Origin of the sequence: Mycobacterium pinniadriaticum, assembly GCF_026242045.1 — a bacterium.
GTDB lineage: Bacteria > Actinomycetota > Actinomycetes > Mycobacteriales > Mycobacteriaceae > Mycobacterium > Mycobacterium pinniadriaticum.
Window position 1 is genome coordinate 64,799 of sequence record NZ_JAPJDO010000006.1, and the last position, 26,014, is coordinate 90,812.

At 68.3% G+C, this 26,014-nt stretch carries 23 protein-coding genes; 20 read left to right on the forward strand and 3 right to left on the reverse strand.

Annotation, left to right across the window (positions count from 1 at the left end; genetic code table 11):
* The first annotated feature begins 77 nt into the window (after positions 1–77).
* Positions 78–470 (forward strand): nitroreductase family deazaflavin-dependent oxidoreductase, encoded by a 393-nt coding sequence (locus ORI27_RS09215; RefSeq protein ID WP_265996439.1) that lies wholly within the window; start codon positions 78–80, stop codon positions 468–470.
* A 219-nt stretch (positions 471–689) separates the two neighbouring features.
* Here ORI27_RS09215 and rpmB read toward each other — a convergent pair whose 3' ends face one another.
* Entirely contained in the window at positions 690–884 is a 195-nt protein-coding gene (gene rpmB, locus ORI27_RS09220; protein ID WP_005141756.1) for a 50S ribosomal protein L28, read from the reverse strand.
* A 267-nt stretch (positions 885–1,151) separates the two neighbouring features.
* Between rpmB and ORI27_RS09225 the strand changes: the two genes are divergently transcribed.
* The 5 genes from ORI27_RS09225 (at position 1,152) to ORI27_RS09245 (ending at position 7,483) form a co-directional block, all read left to right on the forward strand.
* Positions 1,152–2,801: a DAK2 domain-containing protein gene (locus tag ORI27_RS09225; RefSeq protein ID WP_265996442.1), complete on the forward strand. Its 1,650-nt coding sequence runs from the start codon at positions 1,152–1,154 to the stop codon at positions 2,799–2,801.
* A 2-nt stretch (positions 2,802–2,803) separates the two neighbouring features.
* Entirely contained in the window at positions 2,804–5,020 is a 2,217-nt protein-coding gene (gene recG / locus ORI27_RS09230) for an ATP-dependent DNA helicase RecG (RefSeq protein ID WP_265996443.1), read from the forward strand.
* A complete protein-coding gene (locus ORI27_RS09235; RefSeq protein ID WP_265996444.1) occupies positions 5,017–5,724 on the forward strand; it encodes an HNH endonuclease family protein in 708 nt (235 codons plus the stop codon). The genes recG and ORI27_RS09235 overlap by 4 nt, the downstream gene beginning before the upstream one ends.
* Before the next feature lie 107 nt (positions 5,725–5,831).
* Positions 5,832–6,281: an RrF2 family transcriptional regulator gene (locus tag ORI27_RS09240; RefSeq protein ID WP_265996445.1), complete on the forward strand. Its 450-nt coding sequence runs from the start codon at positions 5,832–5,834 to the stop codon at positions 6,279–6,281.
* Entirely contained in the window at positions 6,278–7,483 is a 1,206-nt protein-coding gene (locus ORI27_RS09245; RefSeq protein ID WP_265996446.1) for a globin domain-containing protein, read from the forward strand. Before ORI27_RS09240 ends, ORI27_RS09245 begins: the two co-directional genes overlap by 4 nt.
* A gap of 105 nt (positions 7,484–7,588) precedes the next feature.
* Here the strand turns inward: ORI27_RS09245 and ORI27_RS09250 are convergent, their stop codons facing one another.
* On the reverse strand, positions 7,589–8,410 hold the full coding sequence (locus ORI27_RS09250) for an aldo/keto reductase (RefSeq protein ID WP_265996447.1): 822 nt from the start codon (positions 8,408–8,410) through the stop codon (positions 7,589–7,591).
* A gap of 258 nt (positions 8,411–8,668) precedes the next feature.
* Here ORI27_RS09250 and ORI27_RS09255 point away from each other — a divergent pair, with 258 nt between their 5' ends.
* From ORI27_RS09255 to smc, 13 genes are all read left to right on the forward strand, one after another.
* Positions 8,669–9,742, forward strand: coding sequence for an alpha/beta hydrolase (locus ORI27_RS09255; RefSeq protein ID WP_265996448.1), 1,074 nt, complete (start codon positions 8,669–8,671; stop codon positions 9,740–9,742).
* A 111-nt stretch (positions 9,743–9,853) separates the two neighbouring features.
* Positions 9,854–10,645, forward strand: coding sequence for a DsbA family protein (locus ORI27_RS09260; RefSeq protein ID WP_265996449.1), 792 nt, complete (start codon positions 9,854–9,856; stop codon positions 10,643–10,645).
* Entirely contained in the window at positions 10,642–11,283 is a 642-nt protein-coding gene (locus ORI27_RS09265; RefSeq protein WP_407666255.1) for a vitamin K epoxide reductase family protein, read from the forward strand. The genes ORI27_RS09260 and ORI27_RS09265 overlap by 4 nt, the downstream gene beginning before the upstream one ends.
* Positions 11,284–11,318: 35 nt before the next feature.
* Positions 11,319–14,711 (forward strand): pyruvate carboxylase, encoded by a 3,393-nt coding sequence (locus ORI27_RS09270; RefSeq protein WP_265996450.1) that lies wholly within the window; start codon positions 11,319–11,321, stop codon positions 14,709–14,711.
* Positions 14,708–15,259, forward strand: coding sequence for a 16S rRNA (guanine(966)-N(2))-methyltransferase RsmD (gene rsmD, locus ORI27_RS09275; protein ID WP_265996637.1), 552 nt, complete (start codon positions 14,708–14,710; stop codon positions 15,257–15,259). The genes ORI27_RS09270 and rsmD overlap by 4 nt, the downstream gene beginning before the upstream one ends.
* A 24-nt stretch (positions 15,260–15,283) precedes the next feature.
* Entirely contained in the window at positions 15,284–15,763 is a 480-nt protein-coding gene (gene coaD, locus ORI27_RS09280) for a pantetheine-phosphate adenylyltransferase (RefSeq protein WP_265996451.1), read from the forward strand.
* Between the two features lie 190 nt (positions 15,764–15,953).
* A complete protein-coding gene (gene sepIVA / locus ORI27_RS09285) occupies positions 15,954–16,691 on the forward strand; it encodes a cell division protein SepIVA (protein ID WP_265996452.1) in 738 nt (245 codons plus the stop codon).
* Positions 16,692–16,749: 58 nt separating this feature from the next.
* On the forward strand, positions 16,750–17,355 hold the full coding sequence (locus ORI27_RS09290; protein ID WP_265996453.1) for a YceD family protein: 606 nt from the start codon (positions 16,750–16,752) through the stop codon (positions 17,353–17,355).
* 41 nt (positions 17,356–17,396) lie between these two features.
* Positions 17,397–18,044 (forward strand): ribonuclease III, encoded by a 648-nt coding sequence (gene rnc / locus ORI27_RS09295; protein WP_407666269.1) that lies wholly within the window; start codon positions 17,397–17,399, stop codon positions 18,042–18,044.
* A gap of 21 nt (positions 18,045–18,065) precedes the next feature.
* A complete protein-coding gene (gene mutM / locus ORI27_RS09300; RefSeq protein ID WP_265996455.1) occupies positions 18,066–18,914 on the forward strand; it encodes a bifunctional DNA-formamidopyrimidine glycosylase/DNA-(apurinic or apyrimidinic site) lyase in 849 nt (282 codons plus the stop codon).
* A gap of 81 nt (positions 18,915–18,995) precedes the next feature.
* Entirely contained in the window at positions 18,996–19,412 is a 417-nt protein-coding gene (locus tag ORI27_RS09305) for an OsmC family protein (RefSeq protein WP_265996456.1), read from the forward strand.
* Positions 19,399–19,680: an acylphosphatase gene (locus tag ORI27_RS09310; protein ID WP_265996457.1), complete on the forward strand. Its 282-nt coding sequence runs from the start codon at positions 19,399–19,401 to the stop codon at positions 19,678–19,680. Before ORI27_RS09305 ends, ORI27_RS09310 begins: the two co-directional genes overlap by 14 nt.
* A gap of 139 nt (positions 19,681–19,819) precedes the next feature.
* Entirely contained in the window at positions 19,820–23,407 is a 3,588-nt protein-coding gene (gene smc, locus ORI27_RS09315) for a chromosome segregation protein SMC (RefSeq protein WP_265996458.1), read from the forward strand.
* A 27-nt stretch (positions 23,408–23,434) separates the two neighbouring features.
* On the opposite strand, the gene fni is transcribed toward smc, so the two are convergent.
* Positions 23,435–24,499 (reverse strand): type 2 isopentenyl-diphosphate Delta-isomerase, encoded by a 1,065-nt coding sequence (fni, locus tag ORI27_RS09320; protein WP_265996459.1) that lies wholly within the window; start codon positions 24,497–24,499, stop codon positions 23,435–23,437.
* Positions 24,500–24,565: 66 nt separating this feature from the next.
* Between fni and ftsY the strand changes: the two genes are divergently transcribed.
* The gene (gene ftsY / locus ORI27_RS09325; protein WP_265996460.1) at positions 24,566–25,966 is read left to right on the forward strand and encodes a signal recognition particle-docking protein FtsY; all 1,401 of its coding nucleotides are present in this window, start codon (positions 24,566–24,568) and stop codon (positions 25,964–25,966) included.
* Positions 25,967–26,014: the final 48 nt, after the last annotated feature.

Sequence of the window (26,014 nt, forward strand, 5' to 3'; positions counted from 1 at the left end):
ATTCTACAGTCGTTGACTTATCTCGGTGCGCGGCGCTAGCCTGAACCGAAGAAAGTCAACAGGTGAGGAGTTATGCGATGCCAGCTCCACGATGGGTCGCCAAGTTCAACAAGGCTGCGCTCAACAAGGTCACCAGGTTCGTGGCTCCGTGGGCCCCTGGGTGGGCCGTCGTCATCCATCGGGGTCGCAAGTCGGGTCGGGTCTTCCGAACTCCGTTGTGGGCGTTTCGCCGCGGCGACGGCTACGTCATCGCGCTGACCTACGGTCCGAGCACGGACTGGGTGCGTAATGTCATCGCGGCCGGCGGCTGCCAAATTCAAAGCCGGGGGCGCCACTACGAACTGGTCAACCCGCAGGTCTACCGTGACGACAGCGCCGAGGACATGCCGGCGTTCATTCGGTTCATGCTGACCCGGGTGATCAAGGCTCCCGAGTTTTTGCGGCTTGACATCGCCTCGGCGGCGGCATGAAAACCATTGGAAAATAGGGGATTAGACTCTCGCCATTGTGGATGCCCGGCTACTCGTGCGTCACCCTTCCGGGATATGACGTGTCGGGCGATGGCCGACAACAACACACGACCACGGCACGCGGATGGCGCGGCTCGGTGCCTGCCTGCTCGAAAGGTGCTTTGACCTGAACCGGAGCGATTCCGGCCGTCAAACGTCGGTGTAGGCGCCGAAGAAGAACTAGCCGCGCGAGACCTTGCCGGCCTTCAGGCAGGACGTGCACACGTTGACGCGCTGCTTGTTGCCGCCGGGACGGGTCACGGCGTGCACAGTCTGGATGTTCGGGTTCCACCGACGGCTGGTCCGGCGATGGGAATGCGACACCGACTTGCCGAAGCCGGGGCCCTTTCCGCAGACGTCGCACACGGCAGCCATGTAGAACTCCTCTAGATCAGTAGTCAGGTGGGGGCCAACGACCGCCGCGACGGGTGACCCGACAACCTGACTAGGATAGCCGTCCGGTGAACCGAACGCCAAAATGCGCCGGAACGCCGCCCACGTGAATCCCCGTAGGGCCCTCTGAGCTGCGGCGATCCTAACTCCACACCCTGGCGGGCGGCAGCGACGTCGAACTGTCGGGTGGACTGGATAGGCTGGCGCGATCAAGCCGTGTGGTGTGTCAGGGATCGCGAGGAGGTGCCGATGCCGGACCGGCGGCTGGACGCATCGGCCCTGCGCGATTGGGCTCACACCGCCGTCGGCGATCTGATCACCCACACCGACGAGATCAACCGGCTCAACGTGTTCCCGGTCGCCGATTCCGACACCGGAACGAACCTGCTGTTCACCATGCGTTCGGCGCTGGCCGCGGCGAAGGCGGCCGGTTCGGGTGACGTCAGCCAGATGGCGGCGGCGCTGTCCGAGGGAGCGCTGCACGGCGCCCGCGGCAATTCCGGGGTGATCCTGTCGCAGATCCTGCGCGGACTGGCCGACGTGACGGCGTCGGCTGCCGAGGACACCGACGGTGCGCTCGCCGACATCGACGCGGTCCTGCTGGGTGCGGCCCTGCGGCACGCCGTCGGGCTGGTGGTGTCGTCGATGGGCGGTGAGCTGGTCGCCGGCACGATCGTCTCGGTATTGCAAGCGGTTGCCGAAGCGATTCAGCACTGGGCCGCCGAGGGTGCCGAGCTGGCCGAGGCGCTGGCGGCCGGCGGCGACGCGGCGGTCGTGGCGCTGGAGCGCACGCCCGAGCAGCTGGATGTGCTGGCCGAGGCGGGTGTGGTCGACGCCGGGGGGCGCGGACTGCTGGTCCTGGTGGACGCGCTGATCGCCACCGTCACCGGGCACGCGCCGCATCGTCACGCCTATGAGCCGGGGCCGCCGCGGACTGACAGCGCCGCCGCCGAAGCGGCTCCGCCACAGTTCGAGGTGATGTATCTACTCGCCGGCTGCGGCACGGCCGCGCTGGGCCCGCTGCGCGAGCGGTTGGAGCAGCTCGGCGAGTCGGTGGCGATCGCCGCGTCGGCGGCTGGGGCAGACCGTCTCTCGGTGCACGTCCACACCGATGACGCCGGTGCCGCGGTGGAAGCCGGGCTGGCCGTCGGTGTGGTCAGCCGCATCCAGATCTCGGTGCTGAGTGCCGGCTCGGCCCGGGTCTCACCGGGCAGCTGGAGTCGAGAACGCGCGGTGCTGGCCGTCGTCGACGGTGACGGTGCCGCTGAGCTCTTCGAGCAGGAGGGCGCCTGCATACTGCGTCCGGATGCCGCGCTCGCCGACCCGGTCAACGCTGTCACCGCCCGCGAGTTGCTGCGCGCCCTCGTCGACACCGGGGCCGCCCAGGTGATGGTGCTGCCCAACGGCTACGTGGCGGCCGAGGAGCTGGTCGCAGGCTGCACGGCCGGAATCGGCTGGGGCGTCGACGTCGTCGCCCTGCCCACCGGGTCGATGGTGCAGGGACTCGCCGCGCTCGCCGTCCACGACGAGGGCAGGCAGGCCGTCGACGACGGATTCACGATGGCCAGGGCGGCCGCCGCGGCCCGGCACGGCTCGGTGCGCACCGCCACCGAGCAGGCGCTCACCTGGGCCGGGGCCTGCGAACCCGGTGATGGCCTGGGCCTCGCCGGTGACGAGGTCGTGGTCGTTGCCGACGATGTGGCCGGTGCGGCGAGCGGGCTGATCGACCTGCTGCTGGTGGCCGGGGGTGAGCTGGTGACGGTGCTGACCGGCCGGGGAGCCGACCCCGCGGTCGCCGAGGTGCTCGCCGAGCACGTGCACCGCCGCCACCCCGGTATCGAATTCGCGACGTATCCGACCGGCCATCGCGGCGACGCACTGCTGATCGGGGTGGAGTAGTCGTGGTCGGCCTCACCGATCGGTTGGACGGGATCGTAGGCGGCAAGGCCGCCGGGCTGCTCGACGATGTGTTCGGCATCCGCACCGTCGACGATCTGCTGCGGCACTACCCCCGCAAGTACATCCACGGCATGTCGGTCTGGGGAGAGGACGAGGTGCCGCCGGAGGAAGGTGAGCACATCACCCTGGTCGGTGAGATCGACAAGGCCGAGGTGCGCTGGACCAATCGTCAACCCAAGCGCGAATACCTGGTGATCACCCTGGGCTCGGGCCGGCGGAAGGTCACTGCGACGTTCTTCAACGCCAAGTGGCTCAAGAAGGAATTGATCGAGGGTGTGCGGCTGATGCTGTCCGGGGAGGTGGGCTTCTTCAAGGGCACTATGCAGCTGACTCATCCGGATTTCCTGGCCCTGAATTCGCCGAGGGGGCGGGTGTTCGGCAGCAAGTCGCTCAAGACGATCGCCGACACCTCGACGTCGCAGGGCGGTGAGCTGTCGATGGCGGCCTTCGAGCGCGACTTCTTCCCGATCTATCCGGCCAGTTCCAAGCTGCAGAGCTGGGACATCTACGCGTGCGTGCAGCAGGTGCTGGCTGTGCTCGATCCGATCGCGGATCCATTGCCGAAAACCGTTGTGGATCAACGTGGTCTGATATCCGAGGACGCCGCGTTACGCGCGATCCACGTCGCCGAAAGGGAGCCGGAACGGGAAGCTGCCCGCGAGCGGCTGAGGTTCGACGAGGCCGTCGGGATGCAGTGGGCGCTGGCCCAGCGTCGGCACGGGGAGCTCGGCGAATCCGGGCCGCCCGCGCCGCATCGTGACGACGGGCTGGCTGCGGCGTTGCTGCACCGGTTGCCGTTCGAACTGACGGCGGGACAGCGCGAGGTGCTCGATGTCGTCACCGCCGAGTTGGCCGCGACCAAACCGATGAACCGGCTGTTGCAGGGTGAGGTCGGCTCCGGCAAGACGATCGTGTCGGTGCTTGCCATGTTGCAGATGGTCGACGCCGGCTACCAATGCGCGCTGCTGGCTCCGACGGAAGTCCTCGCCGCCCAACACGCCCAGTCGATCCGTGATGTTCTCGGGCCGCTGGCGATGGCCGGCCAGCTCGGCGGTGAGGACGGTGCGACCCGGGTCGCCCTGTTGACCGGCTCGATGTCGGCGGCCCAGAAACGTCAGGTCCGCGACGAGGTGGCCACGGGCGAGGCGGGCATCGTCATCGGAACACATGCCCTGCTGCAAGATGCGGTCGAGTTCCAGCGACTGGGCTTCGTCGTCGTCGACGAGCAGCACCGGTTCGGCGTGGAACAGCGAGACCGATTGCGCGCCAAGGCTCCTGACGGTTTGACGCCGCATCTGCTGGTGATGACGGCGACGCCGATCCCGCGCACGGTAGCGTTGACGGTATACGGCGACTTGGAAACCTCGACGATGCGCGAACTTCCGCGCGGGCGCCAGCCGATCACCACGAACACCATCTTCATCAAGGACAAGCCGCAATGGCTGGCCCGGGCGTGGCAACGGATCATCGAGGAGGTCGGCGAGGGCCGGCAGGCCTACGTCGTCGCGTCCCGTATCGACGAGGACGACAAGACCGGTGCGGCGCAGGACGGCCCGCCCGCCGAGACCGTCCTCACGTTGTTCAAACACCTGGGTCACGGGCCGCTGGCCGGGCTGCGGCTGGGCCTGATGCACGGACGGCTGCCCGCCGACGAGAAGGACGCGGTGATGGCCGCGTTCCGGGCCGGTGACATCGACGTCCTGGTGTGCACCACCGTCATCGAGGTCGGTGTGGATGTGCCCAACGCGACGGTGATGGTGGTGATGGACGCTGACCGGTTCGGCATCAGCCAGCTGCACCAGCTGCGCGGGCGGATCGGGCGCGGCTCGCACGCCAGCCTCTGCCTGCTGGCAACCAAGTTTCCGGCCGGCTCCCGAGCGGGCGAGCGGTTGACCGCCGTGGCCGGAACCCTGGATGGCTTCGCACTCGCGGATCTGGATCTGCAGGAGCGCCGCGAGGGAGATGTGCTGGGGCTCAACCAGTCCGGCCGGCCGATCACCTTGCGATTCCTGTCACTGGCCGAACACCTCGACGTCATCGTGGACGCGCGGGACGTAGCCCAGTCGATGTACGCCGCCGACCCCGACAACGCAGGGATGGGGGTTCTGGCCGGGCAGTTCACCGGCGGTGACCGGATCGACTACCTGGACAAGGCATGAGGCGCCGCCCGCTGATCTGGCTGACGGTGATCGCCGCGTTGTCGGTACTGACGGCGGTGCAGGTGATGTCCTCGTCCGGTGAACCGGATCGGATGGTCGCGCGCGCCGATGTGCCGACGGTGGCGCCGGGAACCGATGTGCTCGACGGCGTCGTGATCGTCCCGGAGCGGCCGCGCGGCTACGACTACCGGCGCGCGGCATTCGGGGATGCCTGGGACGACGACAATTCCGCTCCCGGTGGACACAACGGGTGTGACACCCGAAACGACATCCTCGACCGAGATCTCGTCGACAAGACCTACGTCTCGATCACGCGGTGTCCACGGGCGGTGGCCACCGGCGTGCTGCACGATCCCTACACCAGTGCCACGATTCCATTCACCCGCGGTGCGCAGGTGGGAGCCGCGGTGCAGATCGACCACCTGGTACCGCTGGCCTATGCGTGGGACATGGGTGCGCGAAACTGGCCGGACGACTTACGGATTCGGTTCGCCAACGACCCGGCCAACCTGTTGGCGGTGGCCGGTCGGGTGAACCAGGACAAGGGCGACCAACAGCCGGGTGCCTGGATGCCGCCCAATCACGCGTTCTGGTGCCAGTACGCGGTGCAGTTCATCGCGGTGCTGCGGGGTTACTCCCTGCCGGTGGATCAGGCGTCGGCCGACGAGCTGCGTGAGGCGGCGGGCACCTGCCCGAAGAGTTGACCTTCGCAACGCAACGCCGCAGGTCAAAAATCCGCACGAAATCGTGTATTCAAGGCCACACGGTTTAAATGCGCATCTGAGATGCGGAATAAACTAGCGTCGCATTCATGCAGCTCACCCGCTTCACCGATCTGGGACTTCGGGCCGTCATGCTGCTCGCCACCGGTCACGCCGAGGAGCAGCGGATCACCACCAGAACGGTCGCGGCCGCCGCCGGCGCATCGGAGAACCACGTCGCCAAGGCGGTTTCGCGACTGGCCGAGCTGGGGTTGGTGGAGTCCCGGCGCGGCCGTTCCGGGGGCCTGGAACTCACCGCTGCCGGTCGGGACGCGTCGCTGGGCTGGCTCGTGCGCCGTCTCGAAGGCGATCGCGAAGTCGTCGACTGCACCGGGCAGCCCGCCTGCCCGTTGATCGCCGGCTGCCGGCTGCGGCGGGTACTCGCCGACGCCAAGGAAGCGTTCTACGCCGAACTAGATCGCTACACGATCGCCGATCTCGCCGGGAGTCAGATGCTGCCGGTCGTTCTGCAACTCACAACGGAAGGAAAAATCAGATGAGCACCACCGAACTGACGGCGGCTCACGCGGAGATCGTCACGGCGACACTGCCGCTCGTCGGTGCGCATGTCGACGAGATCACGGTGGCGTTCTATCGTCGAATGTTCGAGGCGCACCCCGAACTGCTGCGCACCCTGTTCAACCGCGGGAACCAGGCGCAGGGATCCCAGCAGCGCGCGCTGGCCGCGTCGATCGCGACCTTCGCCACGCACCTGGTCAACCCGGACTTGCCGCACCCGAGCGAACTGCTGTCCCGCATCGGCCACAAGCACGCATCGTTGGGGGTGACCGCCGACCAATATCCGATCGTGCACGAGCATCTGTTCGCCGCGATCGTCGAGGTCCTTGGTGCCGAGACCGTGACCGCGGAGGTGGCGACGGCCTGGGATCGGGTGTACTGGATGATGGCCGACACCCTGATTGCGTTGGAGCGCGATCTCTACCGCGGCGCCGGTGTCGACGACGGGGATGTCTTCCGCCGACTGCGGGTCACCGCTCGTGAAGACGATCCCTCCGGCGCCGTGTTGCTCACGGTCAGCGCCGACGGGTTGTCCAACATGATTCCGGCACAATATGTTTCGGTGGGTGTGACGTTGCCGGACGGCGCCCGCCAGCTGCGCCAGTACAGCTTGGTGAACGCTCCTGGCGCTGCCGAGCTGACGTTCGCGGTCAAGCCGCTGGAAGCCGACGGTGCGCACCCGGCGGGGGAGGTGTCCAATTGGATCCGCACCAACGTCCGCGTGGGTGATCTGCTCGACGTCACGGTTCCGTTCGGCGACCTTCCGGAGCCGCGCAGCGGGTCGCCGCTGGTTCTGATTTCCGCCGGCATCGGCATCACTCCGATGATCGGCATCCTGGAGTATCTTGTCGAAAACGCCTACCAGGCAACGGTGCAGGTGCTGCATGCCGACCGCAGCGAGTTCACTCATCCGCTGCGCAAGCGGCACCGCGAACTGGTCGACATCCTGCCCGACGCCAGTCTGCAGCTGTGGTACACCGACGATGTCGACGGCGGCAGCGCGGGCATTCACCAGGGGCTGATGGACCTCGAGGGCGTCGACATCGCCGACAGCGCCGAGATCTACCTCTGCGGCAATGACGGATTCGTCCAGGCGGTGCGCGCTCAGCTGACCGCCCGCGGTATCGCCGCCAGCCGCGTGCACTGCGAGTTGTTCAGCCCGAACGACTGGCTGCTCGACTAGCGCGGCACCCGCTCTGCGGTGAGCGCGTGTTTCGCAGGAGGTGTCACGCTCTCACCGCAGAATCGGCGCAGCGGCCGCAGAGTCGGGCGAAACCTACGCGCCCGTTCAGGTTGCCGGATTCGGCAGGAACCGGGTCCCGTCGTCGAGCCCGTTGAGATTCTCGACCTGCTCGGCGGTGAGCTCGAAGTCGAACACGTCGGCGTTCTCGGCGATCTGTGCCGGATCAGTCGAGCGGGGGATGACGATATCGCCCTGTTGCAGGCTCCAGCGGATCAGCACCTGTGCCGGTGACTTGCCGTGCGCCGCAGCCACTTCAGCGACCGCCGGAAGTTCGAGAAGCTTGCCCTCACCCAGCGGGATGTACGCGCCGGTGATGATCGAATGCTCGGCGTGCACCGCGCGCAACTCGGTCTGGCTGAGCAGCGGGTGCAGTTCAACCTGATTGACCACCGGCGGGAAGTAGCTCAGGTCGATGATGTCCGACAGGTTTTCGGGAGTGAAGTTCGCGACACCGATCGACCTGATCAGGCCGTCCTGGCGGGAGCGCATCATGCCGCCCCAGGCGTCGATGTACTTGCCGTTCGCCTCGGCGGGCCAGTCCACCAGATAGAGATCCACATACTCCAGGCCGAGGCGTTCAAGGCTGGCCTTGATGGCGTCCTGGGAGGACTGGAAACCCTGATCCTCGGTGGCGAGCTTGGTGGTGATGAACAGTTCGTCGCGGGCGATGCCCGACGCGGCGATGGCGCGCCCGACGGCCTCTTCATTGCCTTTGGCAGTGTCGATCATCCGGTAACCGGCCTCCAGGGCGCTGGCCACCGCGCTCTCCGTGTCGGCGGCGGACATCTCGGCGACGCCGAGGCCCAGTGCCGGGATGGTGTTGTCGTCGTTGAGCGTGACGGTGGGGATCTGCGCCGTCGGCGTCATGTCACCTGCCTGTGGAATCGGAGTTTGCCCAGGTCGGCGCCCGGGCATCATCGGTTGGGGGGTCACCGACTTCGGGTTGACGATAGTACCCAGGTCGATATGTCGGCTGAGCAGGCCCGGCGCGCCGCTCCCGGCGCAGGCGTCAATTTGCGGCATCGTCAGCCGACAGCTCTGGCCGGAGCCTGACAGACCACTTCCAGCGCGGGTCCCGTACGCTGCGTCGATGCCGACCGCACACCAGAAGTGAGGGGAGCAGTGATGGCCGGAAGTCGATGGTCCAAACGTGCGCTCGCGCTGACCAGCCGGGCGGGAGTCAAGGTCATCCCCCGGCTGCCCGGCGGCCTCAAGCGATTGATGTCGGGGGGACGGGCCATCACGATCGACGGGAACACGCTCGATCCGTCGATCCAGATGATGCTGGTCGCCCAGCGGGCGCTCGGGATCAGCAGCCTGGCGGTTCGCGGCGATCCGATTGCCACCCGCCGGCAGAACCAGGAGGCCACCGCCAGCCTCGACGAGGCCGATGTCCACGCCGCCGGCATCGGGTCCGTCGCCATTCCCGGGCCGGCGGGGACCATCCTTGCCCGGCACTATCGCCCGGCCGTCGACGGTCACGCGCCGTTGCTGGTCTTCTACCACGGGGGCGGATTCGTCTTCGGCGACCTGGAAACCCATGATGCGGCGTGCCGGCTGATCTGCCGCGATGGCGCTGTGCACGTCCTGGCCATCGACTATCGGCTGGCCCCTGAACACAAGGCACCCGCCGCCGTCGATGACGCCTACGCCGCCTATCTGTGGGCCCGCGAGCACGCTGCGGAACTCGGCGCCGACCCCGAGCGGATCGCCGTCGGTGGGGACAGCGCCGGCGGCTGCTTGGCGGCCGTCGTGACCCGGTTGGCCCGCGACCGCGGGGCCGCCCTGCCCACCCTGCAGTGGCTGATTTATCCGGCCACCGACCTGCGCGGAGGCACCACGTCGCGCACGTTGTTCGCCGAGGGTTTCCTGTTGACCAAGGCCGACATGGACTGGTTCACCGATGCCTATGTCGACGGGTCAGGTCTCGAACTGGCCGATCCGCTGGTCTCCCCGTTGCTGGCCGACGACCTCAGCGGCTTGTCGCCGGCGTTGGTGGTCACGGCCGGGTTCGACCCGCTGCGTGACGAGGGCGAGCAGTACGCGGACAAGCTGCGGGCGGCGGGGGTGACCGTCGACGCGCGGCAGATGGGTCCGATGACCCATGCGTTCCTCAACATGAACGCGCTGGGCGGCCAGGTCAGCCGGTGCAACGCTGAGATGATTTCGGCGCTGCGCGCGCACCTGGCCCGCGGCTGACCTTCCCGGCGGGCTGGAGCGAAGCGACCTGGGGAATGATCGGGCCCGAACACGCCGCCGGTACTCTAGAGGCGCCAACACCGAGTCTCGACAGCGAGGATCAGCCGACCCGTGGCCACGAACAAGAAAAGCGCCCCCCGCTACGACCTGAAAGCCCAGGACCGCAGGCGCAACCTCATCATCCAGCTGGGGCTTACCGCGATCGTCGTCATCTTCGCCGTGGCTCTGGTCCTCTACATCGTGATGGGTCACGACAAGAAGGTCGCGAGCGGCGACGCGCAAGCCGTACGGATCACGTCTCCCGCGCTGATCAAGAAGGACGGCACCGACGAGCCCAAGGCAGTTCTGTCCCTCTACGAGGACTTCCAGTGCCCGCACTGCAAGGAATTCGAGAAGGACTACGGCCCGACCATCACCAAGCTGGTCGACGCCGGAGCGGTGGCCACCGATTACTACATGGTCGCCATCCTGAACTCACCGGTCAACAAGAACTACTCGACGCGCGCTGCCAACGCCGCCTACTGCGTCGCCGACGAGAACAAAGAGGCCTTCCTGCGGTTCCACGGCGCGTTGTTCGCCCAGCAGCCTGAGGAGGGCTCGGCCAACGTGCCGGACAACAACGCGCTGATCGAGACCGCCCGTCAGGCCGGTGTTGTCGGCGGCGTTCCGCAGTGCATCAACAGCGGGAAGTACGACGACATGGTCAACGGCCTGGCCGCGGCCGCCAAGATCTCCGCGACACCGACCGTCCGGCTCAACGGCGAGGACATCAGTCCCGCCTCCCCCGAGGATCTGGTCGCCAAGGTGAAGGCCGTCGTCGGCAACGTGCCGGGTTTGGACGGCGCGTCGACCCCGGCCCCGGCGGCTCCCGCTCCGGCTACTCCGGCCCCCGTGGCGCCGTGAGCGTGGCGACCCCGGCGCCGGTGGAGCCGACGGAACCCGCCGCCGAGGCGGGGGCCGCGCCGGGCGGAGTCGCGGTGCGTGCGGCCAGTGCCTGGTGGGTGCTGATCGCCGGTGTCGTGGGTCTGGTCGCGTCGGCGACCCTGGCGATCGAGAAGATCGAGATCCTGATCAACCCGGCCTACGTGCCGACCTGCAGCATCAACCCGGTGCTCTCCTGCGGGTCGGTGATGGTCACCCCGCAGGCGTCGCTGTTCGGCTTCCCCAACCCGTTGCTCGGCATCGCCGGGTTCTCCGTCGTCGTGGTCACCGGAGTGCTGGCGGTCGCCAAGGTCCGGCTGCCCCGGTGGTACTGGCTGGGCCTGACGGCCGGCACGGCGTTGGCCGTGGTGTTCATCCACTGGCTGATCTTCCAGACGCTGTACCGCATCGGTGCGCTGTGCCCCTACTGCATGGTGGTGTGGTCGGTCACGATCCCGCTGTTGGTGGTGGTGTCCTCGATCGCGCTTCGCCCGTTCGCCGGTAACGCGGTGGCCCGGGTGCTCTACACGTGGCGCTGGTCGCTGGTGACGCTGTGGTTCACCGCGGTTATCCTGCTGATTCTGGTCCGGTTCTGGAACTATTGGTCGACACTCATCTAGTCGCGCCGCGTCGGCACGGGGGGTAGGGTCCGCACGTGATCTCCAAAGTCCTTGTTGCTAACCGTGGTGAGATCGCGATTCGCGCCTTCCGCGCCGCCTACGAGATGGGCATCGGCACGGTTGCGATCTATCCCTATGAGGACCGCAATTCGCTGCATCGGCTGAAGGCCGATGAGTCGTATCAGATCGGCGACATCGGGCATCCGGTGCGTGCGTATTTGTCGGTCGACGAGATCGTTGCCACCGCACAGGCGGCCGGCGCCGACGCGATCTACCCGGGTTACGGCTTCTTGTCGGAGAATCCCGAACTGGCGTCGTCCTGCGCGGCGGCGGGCATCACTTTCATCGGGCCCGACGCGGCGATCCTGGAGCTCACCGGAAACAAGGCCCGCGCGATCGCGGCGGCCGCGGCGGCGGGGCTGCCGGTACTCGCGTCGTCAGTGCCCTCGTCGTCGGTGGATGAACTGGTCGAAGCCGCGACCGCCATGGAGTTCCCGTTGTTCGTCAAGGCGGTCGCAGGCGGCGGCGGACGCGGTATGCGCCGGGTGACTGATCCGTCGGGGCTGCCGGAGGCGATCGAGGCGGCCAGTCGCGAGGCCGAGTCCGCGTTCGGGGATCCCACGGTGTTCCTCGAGCAGGCCGTGGTCAATCCGCGCCATATCGAGGTCCAGATCCTGGCCGACACCTACGGCAATGTGATCCATCTGTTCGAACGGGACTGCAGTGTGCAGCGCCGCCATCAGAAGGTCATCGAGCTGGCTCCGGCGCCCAACCTGGATCCGGTTCTACGTGACCAGATCTGTGCCGACGCGGTCGCGTTCGCCCGGCACATCGGCTACAGCTGCGCGGGCACCGTCGAATTCCTGCTCGACGAGCGCGGCCGGCATGTGTTCATCGAGATGAATCCCCGGATCCAGGTCGAGCACACCGTGACCGAGGAGATCACCGATGTCGATCTGGTGTCGGCGCAGTTACGGATCGCCGCGGGGGAGACGCTGGCCGACCTGGGGCTGACCCAGCAGTCGATCCGGCCCCACGGCGCGGCGCTGCAATGCCGGATCACCACCGAGGACCCGGCTAACGGTTTCCGGCCCGACACCGGGCGGATCACCACGTACCGGTCACCGGGTGGGGCGGGAATCCGACTCGACGGCGGAACGCATCTGGGCGCCGAGGTCGCGGCACACTTCGATTCGATGCTGGTGAAACTCACCTGCCGGGGCCGTGATTTTCCGGCCGCGGTGGCCCGGGCCAGGCGTGCGGTCGCCGAATTCCGAATCCGCGGGGTGTCGACGAATATCCCGTTCCTGCAAGCTGTTCTGGACGACCCGGACTTCCGGGCCGGACGCATCACCACGTCGTTCATCGACGAGCGTCCGCAGCTGCTGACGGCACGTACCTCGGCCGACCGCGGCACCAAGATGCTCAAATTCCTGGCCGAGGTGACGGTCAACTCGCCCTACCGCGACCGTCCCCGCGTCTACCCCCAGGACAAGCTGCCCGAGATCGACATCGCCTCGACCACCCCGCCGCCGGGCAGCAAGCAACGCCTGGTCGAATTGGGCCCCGAGGGATTCGCCCAGTGGCTCAGGGATTCCCCGGCCGTCGGCGTGACCGATACGACGTTCCGCGATGCGCATCAGTCGCTGCTGGCGACACGGGTGCGTTCATCGGGATTACTGGCGGTGGCTCCCTACATTGCGCGGCTGACTCCGCAGCTGTTGTCGATCGAATGCTGGGGTGGCGCCACTTACGATGTGGCGCTTCGCTTCCTCAAGGAAGACCCGTGGGAGCGGCTGGCGTCGATTCGGGAGGCGATGCCCAACATCTGCCTGCAGATGTTGCTGCGCGGGCGCAACACCGTGGGGTACACGCCGTACCCGGAGGCGGTGACTCATGCGTTCGTCGACGAGGCCGCCCGCACCGGTGTCGACATCTTCCGCATCTTCGATGCACTCAACAATGTCGAGTCGATGCGACCCGCGATCGACGCGGTGCGCCAAACCGGTTCGGCCGTTGCCGAAGTCGCGATGAGCTATACCGGTGACCTGTCCGACCCGGCCGAGACTCTCTACACGCTCGATTATTGGCTGCGGTTGGCCGAGCAGATCGTCGACGCGGGCGCGCACGTGCTGGGGATCAAGGACATGGCCGGCCTGCTGCGTCCGCCGGCGGCGGCCACCCTGGTGTCGGCGCTGCGCAGTCGCTTCGACCTGCCGGTGCACGTGCACACCCACGACACCCCCGGCGGCCAGCTGGCCACCTATGTCGCGGCCTGGCAGGCGGGCGCGAGTGCGGTCGACGGGGCGGCGGCGCCGTTGTCGGGCACCACCAGCCAGCCGCCGCTGTCGGCGATCGTCGCCGCCGCGGCGCACACCACCTTCGACACCGGTCTGGACCTGGGTGCGGTGTGCGATCTGGAGCCGTACTGGGAGCTGCTGCGGCGGGCATATGCCCCGTTCGAGGCGGGCTTGCCCGCACCGACCGGGCGGGTCTACACCCACGAGATCCCCGGCGGCCAGCTTTCCAACCTGCGCACCCAAGCCATCGCGCTGGGGCTGGGCGACCGGTTCGAGGACATCGAAGACGCCTATGCCGGAGCCGATGCGATCCTGGGCCGCCTGGTCAAGGTCACCCCGTCGAGCAAGGTGGTCGGAGATTTGGCGTTGGCATTGGTCGGTGCGGGCATCACCGCGAAAGAATTCGCTGAGGACCCCGCGCGTCACGACATCCCCGATTCGGTGATCGGCTTCCTGCGCGGCGAACTGGGTGACCCGCCCGGCGGCTGGCCGGAACCGTTGCGCACCAAGGCATTGGAGGGCCGCGGGCCGGCCAAACCCGAGCAGCCGCTGTCGGTCGAGGACGAGAAGGTGCTCGGCGAGCCCGGAGTGCTGCGCCAGGCCGCACTGAACCGGCTGCTGTTCCCCGGCCCCACAAGGGAATTCGAAGCCCACCGGGAGGAATACGGGGACACGTCGGGGTTGAGTGCCAACCAGTTCTTCTGCGGGCTACGTCACGGTGACGAGCATCGTATCGTGCTCGAGCGCGGTGTCGACCTCATCGTCGGGCTGGAGGCGATCTCCGACGCCGATGAGCGGGGGATGCGCACGGTCATGTGCATCATCAACGGCCAGTTGCGCCCGGTGCTGGTGCGCGACACCAGCATCGCCGAGACGGTGCCGACGGCGGAGAAGGCCGACCGCGCCAACCCCGACCATATCGCCGCCCCGTTCGCCGGGGTGGTCACCGTCGGGGTGGCCGTGGGTGACGAGGTCGCCGCCGGCCAGACCATCGCCACCATCGAGGCGATGAAGATGGAGGCCGCCATCACCGCGCCCAAGGCCGGCACCGTCCACCGCGTCGCCGTCGCCAGCACCGCCCAGGTCGAAGGCGGGGACCTGCTGGCGGTGATCGGGGGCTCGGCCTGACCCGGATCGTCGGAGGCAGCGCCGGTGGCCGGCGCATCGATGTGCCGGCGCGCGGAACACGCCCGACCACCGACCGGGTCCGAGAGGCGCTGTTCAATGTCCTCGCCGCGCGCCGGGATTTCGACGGGCTGCGGGTGTTGGACCTCTATGCGGGGTCGGGCGCGCTCGGGCTCGAGGCACTGTCGCGTGGCGCGGTCTCGGCGCTATTCGTCGAAAGTGATTCGCGCGCAGTAGCGGTCATCAAACGCAATATCGCGACCCTGGGGCTGGACGGTGCGACCGTGCGGCGCGGCACGGTCACCGCGGTGTTGGGGGCGGGCGCGGACGGTCCGGTGGATCTTGTGCTGGCCGACCCGCCCTATGAGGTGCCGACCGCGGAGATCGAAGCGCTGCTCGACAGTCTGGACCGCAATGGCTGGCTCGGGCCGGGCACCGTCGTCGTGATCGAACGGCCGGCCGCCTCGGCCGAACTCACCTGGCCGGCGGGCTGGACCGGGTGGCCGGTGCGTCGGTACGGGGACACCAGGGTTGAGCTGGGGGAGTGCTAACGCGAGCCTGATAGCGTTTCCGGAATGAGTGGCGCGGTATGTCCGGGATCGTTCGATCCGGTGACGCTGGGCCATGTCGACATCTTCGAGCGCGCCGCCGCGCAATTCGACGAGGTGATCGTCGCCGTGCTGATCAACCCCAACAAGTCGGGGATGTTCGACATCGATGAGCGGATCGCCATGATCTCCGAAGCCACCGCACACCTGCCGAACCTGCGCGCCGAGTCGGGGCAGGGCCTGGTTGTCGACTTCGTCAAGCAGCGCGGTTTCACCGCGATCGTCAAGGGCCTGCGCACCGGAACCGACTTCGAATACGAGCTGCAGATGGCTCAGATGAACAAGCACATCGCCGGGGTGGACACGTTCTTCGTGGCCACCACACCGCAGTATTCGTTCGTGTCGTCGTCGCTGGCCAAAGAGGTGGCGACGCTGGGCGGTGACGTCTCGGCGTTGCTGCCGGAGTCGGTGAACCGCCGCCTGCGGGCCAAACTGTCCGGTCGCTGAGCTCGAGCCGCGAACGGGGTCGTGGATTACCCACCCATCCGCACCCCAGCCCGACATAATCTCCCACCAGACGCCGCTGACCGGTGCGGTTGCCGGAAACGTCTTTCCGACACACCGGGCCCGCCACCACTGTCACAGGCGTAACACCAGGCACACTGGTCACTACCAACTACGCCAGGAGGGCGGCGCCGTGTACCGAGTTTTTGAAGCGCTCGACGAGCTGAGCGCAATCGTCGAAGAGGCCCGCGGCGTTCCGATGACGGCTGGATGCGTGGTCCCTCGCGGTGACGTGCTCGAACTCATCGATGACATCAAGGACGCGATCCCCGGCGAGCTCGACGACGCCCAGGATGTGCTGGACGCCCGCGATTCGCTGCTGCGGGAGGCCAAAGAGCACAGCGAATCGATGGTGTCGAACTCCACCGCCGAGGCTGACTCGCTGCTCAGCCATTCCCGCGCCGAGGCGGACCGCCTGCTGGCCGAAGCAAAGTCACAGGCCGACCGGATGGTGGCCGAGGCCCGCCAGCACAGCGAACGCATGGTCCACGAAGCGCGCGAGGAGTCCGCCCGCCTCGCCGCGACCGCCAAACGGGAGTACGAGGCCGCCAGCAGCAGGGCCAAGGCCGAGGCCGACCGGCTGGTGGAGAACGGCAATATCTCCTACGAGAAGGCCGTGCAGGAAGGCATCAAGGAGCAGCAGCGGTTGATCTCGCAGACGGAGGTCGTGCAGGCGGCCAACGCTGAGTCGGCCCGGCTGATCGACACCGCACACGCCGAGGCCGACCGGCTGCGCGGCGAGTGCGACATCTACGTCGACAACAAACTCGCCCAGTTCGAGGACTACCTGAACGGCACCTTGCGGTCGGTGAGCCGGGGCCGTCACCAGCTGCGGACCGCGGCGGGCACCCACGACTACGCGCAGCGCTGAGCGGCAGACCCGCGACTACCGCCTGAGTCGGGTAGCGCCGGGTTTTAAGATCGGATTCATGGCGACGCCACACAGTGCCCGACGTCGGCGCGGATCGGGGTCGCCGCTCGTGTTCGACATCTCCCGGTTGGGGCGGCGCCCCGGTGCGATGCTGGAGCTGCACGAGACGGTGCCCAGCCCGTCCCGAATCGGATTGGACCTGGCCGCGATCGAACGTGGCGCGGAACTGACCCTGGACTTGCGGCTGGAATCGGTGTCCGAGGGCGTCCTGGTCACCGGCACGATGCGCGCCCCCACTCGGGGCGAGTGCTCCCGGTGCCTTACCCCGGTCACCGGTGACGTCGAGATCGCGCTGACCGAACTGTTCGCCTATCCCGACAGCGCGACCGAATCCACCACCGAGTCCGACGAGGTCGGTCACGTCGTCGACCAGACCGTCGACCTCGAGCAGTCGATCGTCGACGCCGTCGGCCTGGCCTTGCCGTTCGCGCCGCTGTGCACCGAGGACTGCCCCGGGTTGTGCCCGCAGTGCGGTGTGCCGCTGGCCACCGCCGAGCCGGGCCACCAGCACGATCGGATCGATCCGCGCTTTGCCAAGCTGGCGGATATGTTTCCCGCCGCGAACGAGGAGAACGTCCCCGAGCGGGGGGCCGGCGCTTCGTGAGCCCCTCACGAGAAAAGCTGCTGGACGCGCTCGGTGTCGAGATGCCCGAAGAATTGCTGACGTTGGCGCTGACACACCGCAGTTACGCCTACGAACACGGCGGACTGCCCACTAATGAGCGGCTGGAATTCCTCGGCGACGCGGTTCTGGGCCTCACGGTGACCGACGAGCTGTTCCACCGCCACCCCGACCGCTCCGAGGGCGACCTGGCCAAGCTGCGGGCCAGCATCGTCAACACCCAGGCGCTGGCCGACGTGGGACGCGGCCTGACCGACGAGGGTCTGGGGGCGCATCTGCTGCTGGGTCGTGGCGAGGTCAACACCGGCGGGGCGGACAAGTCCAGCATCCTCGCCGACGGCATGGAATCGCTGCTGGGCGCGGTCTACCTCCAGCACGGCATCGACACCGCGCGCGTGGTCATCCTGCGGCTGTTCGGCAAGCTGTTGGACACCGCCCCGACGCTGGGCGCCGGCCTGGATTGGAAGACCAGCCTGCAAGAGCTCACCGCCGCACGCAATCTCGGCCCGCCGTCCTACGTCGTCACCTCGACGGGTCCCGACCACGACAAGGAGTTCACCGCCGTGGTGATGGTGATGGACACCGAGCACGGGCGCGGAGTGGGCCGCTCGAAGAAGGAAGCCGAACAGAAGGCGGCCGCAGCGGCCTGGAACGCGTTGGAAAACGCTTGAGCCACCATCTCCTTCGACGTCATGCCTGAGCTGCCCGAGGTCGAGGTCGTCCGGCGCGGGCTGCAAGCCCACGTCGCCGGTAGGTCGATCAGCGCGGTGCGGGTGCACCATCCGCGCGCGGTGCGCCGACATGAGGCCGGCGCCGCCGATCTGACCGCGCGGTTGCTCGGCGCACAGGTCATCGGAACGGACCGGCGCGGAAAGTACTTATGGCTCAATCTCTCCGATGAGTCAGCCCTGGTGGTGCACCTCGGGATGAGTGGGCAGATGCTGCTCGGTCCGGTCCCGAACACCGAACACCTGCGGATCGCGACGCTGCTCGACGACGGCACCGCACTGAGTTTCGTCGACCAGCGCACGTTCGGCGGGTGGCAGCTGGCCGAACTGGTCGACGTCGACGGCAGTCGTGTTCCGGCGCCGGTGGCCCACATCGCCCGCGACCCGCTGGACCCGCTGTTCGACCGCGATACCGTCGTTACGGTCTTGCGCCGCAAGCACTCCGAGATCAAACGGCAGCTGCTCGACCAGACCGTCGTGTCGGGGATCGGCAACATCTACGCCGACGAGGCGCTGTGGCGGGCCAAGATCAACGGTGCCCGTCTGGCCGCCAACCTGACCCGCCGCCAGCTCGGCGAACTGCTGGATGCGGCCACCGAGGTGATGCGCGAGGCGCTGGGCCAGGGTGGGACCTCCTTCGACTCGCTCTACGTCAACGTCAATGGCCAGTCCGGCTACTTCGATCGGTCGCTGAACGTCTACGGTCGCGAGGATTTACCCTGCCCGCGCTGCGGGACGGCGATCCGGCGGGAGAAGTTCATGAACCGCTCGTCGTTCTACTGCCCGAAGTGTCAGCCAAGACCCAGGCGTTGACCTTCGTCGAGATCGACGTAATGGCGTGATTTACTCGCACTTTCCCGCCCAAATGTCGGTTTGGGCGCAAAGGAAGGCGACATGACTGATCTGTGGGTGGAACGCACCGGCGTCCGGCGCTACACCGGGCGCAGCAGCCGCGGCGCGGAGGTGCTGATCGGCTCGGAGACCGACGAGGGCGTGTTCACCCCCGGTGAGCTGCTCAAGATCGCGCTGGCCGGCTGCAGCGGCCTGAGCAGCGACCAGCCCCTGCGCCGCCGGCTGGGCGACGACTACCCGGCGGTGATCAAGGTTTCCGGACCGGCCGACCGGGACCAGGAGCGCTACCCGCTGCTGGAGGAGACACTCGAGATCGACCTGTCCGGGCTGTCGGCCGAGGAGATCGAACGCCTGGTCATGGTGGTCAGTCGCGCCATCGACCAGGTGTGCACGGTGGGGCGCACCCTGAAATCCGGCGCCGAGGTTCGATTCGAGGTGACCGACGTTGGCCGGGCCTGACACCCGGCTGACCGCCTGGGTGCACGGCTACGTCCAGGGCGTGGGTTTCCGCTGGTGGACGCGGTCCCGGGCGCTGGAATTGGGGCTCACCGGCTATGCCAGCAACCAGCCCGACGGCCGGGTGCTGGTCGTGGCGCAGGGACCCCGCGCCGACTGTGAGCGGCTGCTGGAACTGTTGCGGGGCGGAACCACTCCCGGATCGGTGGACAAAGTGGTCGCCGACTTCACCGAACCCGGCGAGCCGTTGCGGGGCTTTGTCGAAAAGTAAACCACTGAAGTAACATTCGTCACTTCAGTCCCGCCTGTGTGCACGCAACGGCCGGGCGATGAACGTCCGGCAGGACACCCGTTAACCACGCAGCACGGTTGCGCTACCAGGCCCTCATCCGCCGGTAAGGTGGCACCCCGTGTACCTCAAGAGTCTGACGCTGAAGGGCTTCAAATCCTTCGCGTCGCCGACGACTCTGCGCTTCGAGCCCGGCATCACCTGCGTGGTCGGTCCCAACGGCTCCGGTAAGTCCAACGTCGTCGACGCGCTGGCGTGGGTAATGGGCGAGCAGGGCGCCAAGACGCTGCGCGGCGGCAAGATGGAGGACGTCATCTTCGCCGGCACCTCGTCACGCGCGCCGCTCGGGCGTGCCGAGGTGACATTGACCATCGACAACTCCGACAACCTGCTGCCCATCGAGTACTCCGAGGTGTCGATCACCCGGCGGATGTTCCGCGACGGTGCCGGAGAGTACGAGATCAACGGCAGCAGCTGCCGGCTGATGGACGTCCAGGAACTGCTATCCGACTCCGGCATCGGGCGCGAGATGCACGTCATCGTCGGTCAGGGCCGGCTTTCCCAGATCCTGGAATCTCGCCCCGAGGACCGCCGAGCCTTCATCGAAGAGGCCGCCGGCGTGCTCAAGCACCGCAAACGCAAGGAAAAGGCGGTCCGCAAGCTCGAGTCGATGTCGGCCAATCTGGCCCGGCTCACCGACCTCACCACCGAGCTGCGCCGCCAGCTCAAGCCGCTGGGCCGGCAGGCCGAGATGGCGCGCCGGGCTCAGACCATTCAGGCCGACCTGCGCGACGCACGGTTGCGGCTGGCCGCCGACGACCTGGTGACGCGCCGCGCCGAGTTCGCCGGGGCCGACGACACCGAGACCACACTGCGCCGCGAGCACGACGAGGCCGCCACCCGTCTGGACGTCGCCAGCCAGGCGTTGGCGAGCCACGAGGCCGCCGTCGCCACCCTCTCCGAACGCACCGACGCCGCCCAGCAGGCCTGGTTCCGGCTCTCCGCGCTGGCCGAGCGGGTCGGCGCGACCGTCCGCATCGCCAGCGAGCGAGCCCAATACCTGGACGCCGAGCCGACTGCGAGCACCGGCCCGGACCCCGACGCCCTGGACGCCGAGGCCGACGAGGTCGCCGCGCGGGAACAGGAGCTGCTGGCCGAGCTGGCCGAAGCCCAGTCCCGGCTGGAGGTCGCCCGCGCCGAACTCGGCGAACGCGAACGGGCGGCCGCCGAGGCCGAACGCGAACACATGGCGGCCGTGCGTGCCGAGGCAGACCGCCGCGAAGGGCTGGCGCGCCTGGCCGGTCAGGTGGACACCCTGCGCGCCCGGGTCGAATCCATCGATGACGGGGTGGCCCGGCTGACCACCGCGATCGAGGAGGCCGCGGCCCGCACCCAACAGGCCAGGGCCGAGTTCGAGACCGTGCAGGGCCGGGTCGGCGAGCTCGATCAGGGCGAGGTCGGGCTCGACGAGCACCACGACCGGTCGATCACCGCGCTACGGCTGGCCGACGAGCGGGTGGCCGAATTGCAGTCCGCCGAGCGCGCCGCGGAGCGGCAGGTGGCCTCGCTGCGGGCCCGCATCGATGCACTGGCGGTCGGGTTGGAGCGCAAGGACGGCTCGGCGTGGTTGACGCAAAACCGTAGCGAAGCAGGACTTTTCGGCACAATCGCCAAGCTGGTCAAGGTGCGGCCCGGCTACCAGGTGGCGTTGGCGGCGGTGCTCGGCGCCGCCGCTGACGCCGTGGCCGCCGACAACTTCGACGCCGCCCGCTCGGCAGTCCGGGCGCTGAAGGAGGCCGACGGCGGCCGTGCCGCAATCGTGTTGGGGGACTGGCCTATTGCGCCGCGTCAGCACGGCTCGCTGCCCGATCGGGTGGTATGGGCGCTGGATCTGATCGAGGCGCCGGCCCGGCTGCAGGGCGCGATGAGCGCGATGCTTGCCGACGTCGCCGTCGTCGATGACCTGGGAGCCGCACTCGATCTGGTCGCCGCGCGGCCCACCCTGCGCGCGGTCACCCTCGAGGGTGACCTGGTCGGCGCCGGATGGGTCAGCGGCGGCTCGGATCGCAAGCCCAGCACCCTGGAGATCGCCGGCGAAATCGACAAGGCCAGAACGGAACTCGCCGCTGCCGAGACTCAGGTCGCCGAATTGTCGGCCGCGCTGGTCGGCGCGCTCACCGAGCAGGGCAACCGCCAGGACGCCGCCGAGCAGGCCCTCGCCGCGCTCAACGAATCCGATGCCGCCATCTCGGCGATCTACGAACAGCTCGGTCGGCTCGGGCAGGAAGCCCGAGCCGCCGAGGAAGAGTGGCGCCGTCAGCAGGGCCAGCGCGACGAACTCGAGGCCAGCCGGCTGCAGACGGTCGAAGAGCTCACCGAGCTGGAGAACCGGCTGGCCGCCGCGCAGGACACCCAGACCGTCGTCGACGATGAGCCGGTGGACCGGCAATTCATGCAGGCCGCCGCGGAGGAAGCCCGGGCCGTTGAGGTCGAGGTGCGGCTGGCGGTGCGTACCGCCGAGGAACGTGCGAATGCCGTTCGCGGACGCGCGGATTCGCTGCGGCGCGCGGCCGCGACCGAGCGGGAGGCGCGGATCCGCGCGCAGCGCGCCCGCGCCGCCCGTGAGCACGCCGCCGCGGTGGCCGCGGCGGTGGCCGAGGCCGGCCGGCGCGTCGCCGAGCAGCTGTCCGGTGTGGTCGCGGCGGCCTCCCGCCGCCGTGACGGCTTGGCCGCTGAACGTCACGAGCGGGCGACGGCCATGGCCGCTGCCCGCGAGGAGGTTGGCGCACTGAACAGCCGGATCGCCGCGCTGACCGACTCGCTGCACCGCGACGAGGTGGCCAAGGCGCAGGCCGCGTTGCGCATCGAACAGCTCGAACAGATGGTGCTCGAACAGTTCGGCATGGCCGCCGACGATCTGATCGCCGAGTACGGGCCCGATGTCACGCTGCCGCCCTCGGAGCTGGAGATGGCCGAATACGAACAGGCCAAGGAGCGCGGCGAACAGGTCACCGCGCCCGCGCCGCTGGTGTTCGACCGGCCGACCCAGGAGCGGCGCGCCAAACGGGCCGAACGCGAGCTGGCCGAACTCGGCCGGGTGAACCCGCTGGCGCTGGAGGAGTTCGCGGCACTGGAAGAGCGCTACAACTTCCTGGCCACTCAGCTCGAGGACGTCAAGGCGGCCCGCAAGGACCTGCTCGACGTGATCGCCGACGTCGACACCCGGATCCTGCAGGTGTTCGCCGAGGCCTACGCCGACGTCGAGCGCGAGTTCGGGCAGGTCTTCTCGGCGTTGTTCCCCGGTGGTGAAGGCCGGCTGTTGTTGACCGACCCCAACGATCTGCTGACCACCGGTGTCGAGGTGGAGGCCCGCCCGCCGGGTAAGAAGGTCAAGCGGCTCTCGCTGCTGTCCGGTGGCGAGAAGTCGCTGACCGCGGTCGCGATGCTGGTGGCGATCTTCCGGGCCCGCCCGTCGCCGTTCTACGTCATGGACGAGGTCGAGGCCGCGCTCGACGATGTCAACCTGCGCCGCCTGATCGGGTTGTTCGAGCAGCTGCGGGCGCAGTCGCAGCTGATCGTGATCACCCACCAGAAGCCGACGATGGAGATCGCCGACGCACTCTATGGGGTCACCATGCAAGGTGACGGCATCACGACGGTGATCTCGCAACGGATGCGCGGCGAGGAGCTGGTGTCAGCCGGGAACTGAGCGTCGAGATCGACGAAATGGCTTGATCTACTCGTACTTTCGCGTCGATTTGTCGGTTTGGGCGTTGAGAGGGAGGCTGCGCAGCGCGTCCACGTCGGTCACCCCGCAGCCGTGCAGGCAGATCCGCAACTCCTCGACGAAACCGTGCAGCACGTCCAGCGCCGCGGCGGGTGACTCGATGGCGGGAGCCAGCAACGGTCGGGCCAGCGCCACCACGTCGGCGCCCATCATCAGTGCCTTGGCGGCGTCCATCCCGGTGCGGATGCCGCCGGATGCCACCAGTGGCATACCCGGCAGCGTCGCCCGCACTTCGGTGAGCGCCTGCGCGGTCGGCACACCCCATTCGGCGATCGCCGGGAAGCGCACCTCTCCGTAGCGCACCAGCTGCTCCACCCGCGCCCAGGAAGTCCCACCCGCGCCGGCGACGTCGACCGCGGCGATCGGCACGCCGCGCAGCCGCTCGGCGGCCGCCGCGCCGATCCCGTGACCGACCTCCTTGAGTAGCACCGGGTAGGGGAATTCCGCGGCCAGCCGGTGCAATCGCTCCAGCGAGCCGCTGAAGTCGGTGTCGCCGTTGTCCTGCATCGCCTCCTGCAGGGGGTTGGCGTGCACCGCCAGGGCATCGGCACCGATGCGGCCCAGGGCCGCAGCCAGTTTGGGCACCAGCGTGCCGGAGACCTGAGCCAGGCCGATATTGCCGATCAGCAAGATGTCGGGTGCCAGCTCGCGGACGTCGAAGCTGGCGGTGGCCACGTCGTCGTCGAGCATGATGCGCTGCGAACCGAGCATCATGCCGATGCCCAGCTTCTGAGCGGCCTCGGCCAGGTTGCGGTTGATCGTGCGGGACAGTTCGGCCCCGCCGGTCATCGCCCCGACCAGTACCGGCGCGCGTAGCCGGGCACCCAGGAACGTCGTGCCCAGATCGACACTGCCGAGGCTGGTCTGCGTCAGCGCGTTGTAGGGCAGCCGGTAGCGCTCGAAGCCGGTGGTCACCGTCTCGTAGGAAACGGGACCGTGCAGGCAGGCATCGATGTGGCGCAGCTTTCGGCTCGCCATCGATGAAACCGTCCCCCGGTCGCTGCGCTGATCCATCGTCAATGGATACCCCGTTCTCCGGGGGTGGCGCGGCCCCGCTTCGCGCCCTGAAACAATGGCACGGTGTCAGAGGGTCTCTGGATCGCTATCGCGGTCATCGCCGTCCTGGTCATCGCTGCGCTCGTCGTCGGTCTGGTGCGGTTCCGGCGGCGTCAGATCAGTCTGCGCCCCAGCTCAGAGGGTCCCACACCGATCGACCGATCCGGCGGTTATACCGCCTCGTCCGGCATTTCCTTCACCCAGTCGTCCACCACGACAGCCCCTGCGCCACCCACCGTCGATGCCACGGGCCTGCCGGGTGTCGGAGACGACGCGACTCTGCCCCGCGACTCGGTCAAGCGGCCGATCGCCGATGTGCGGCTACCCGAGCCGCCGGTGGTCGAGGAGGCCGACACGTCATCGGCCCCCGACACCGATGCCCTCACGCCCGTCGTCGAAGAGCCGCAGGCCCCTGCCGCGCCCGAGGTCGAGGCCGGGGATATCGCCCCTGCCGCGACCGAGGTCGAGGACATCGCCCCTGCCGCGCCCGCTGTCGAGTCCATCGCCCCTCCGGAAGGCCGCCTGGAGCGACTTCGCGGGCGGCTTGCCAAATCGCAGAACGCGTTGGGCCGCAGCATGCTCGGTTTGCTCGGCGGCGGTGACCTCGACGAGGCGTCCTGGGAGGAGGTCGAGGACACCCTGCTGATCGCCGACCTCGGGCCGGTGGTGACCGCCTCGGTCATCGAGCAGTTGCGCAGCAGCCTGGCCAGCAGCACCGTTCGTACCGAGGCCGACGCCCGTGCGGTATTGCGCGACGTGCTGATCGCCGAGCTGAACCCCGGCCTGGACCGCTCGATCAAGGCGCTGCCGCATGCCGACAAGCCGTCGGTGCTGCTGGTCGTCGGGGTGAACGGGACCGGCAAGACCACCACCGTCGGCAAGCTGGCCCGCGTCCTGGTGGCCGACGGGCGCCGGGTCGTCCTCGGTGCGGCCGACACCTTCCGCGCCGCCGCCGCCGATCAACTGCAGAGTTGGGCGTCGCGGGTCGGTGCCGAGGTGATCCGCGGAGCCGAAGGTGCCGATCCGGCCTCGGTGGCTTTCGATGCGGTCGACAAGGGCATCGCCGTCGGCGCCGATGTCGTGGTGATCGACACGGCCGGAAGGCTGCACACCAAGACCGGGCTGATGGACGAGCTGGGAAAGGTCAAGCGGGTGGTGAGCAAGCGGGCGGCGGTCGACGAGGTGCTGCTGGTGCTGGACGCGACGATCGGCCAGAACGGTCTGGCACAGGCCCGGGTGTTCGCCGAGGTCGTCGACGTCACCGGGGTTGTGCTCACCAAGCTCGACGGCACGGCCAAGGGCGGCATCGTCTTCCGCGTCCAGCAAGAACTCGGTGTGCCGGTCAAGCTGGTCGGTCTGGGCGAGGGACCCGACGATCTGGCGCCGTTCGAACCGGCCGCTTTCGTCGACGCGTTGCTGGGCTGAGGATGCGCAACGGGGCAGAATACCGGGCTCTGCTGTGTCCAAAAAATC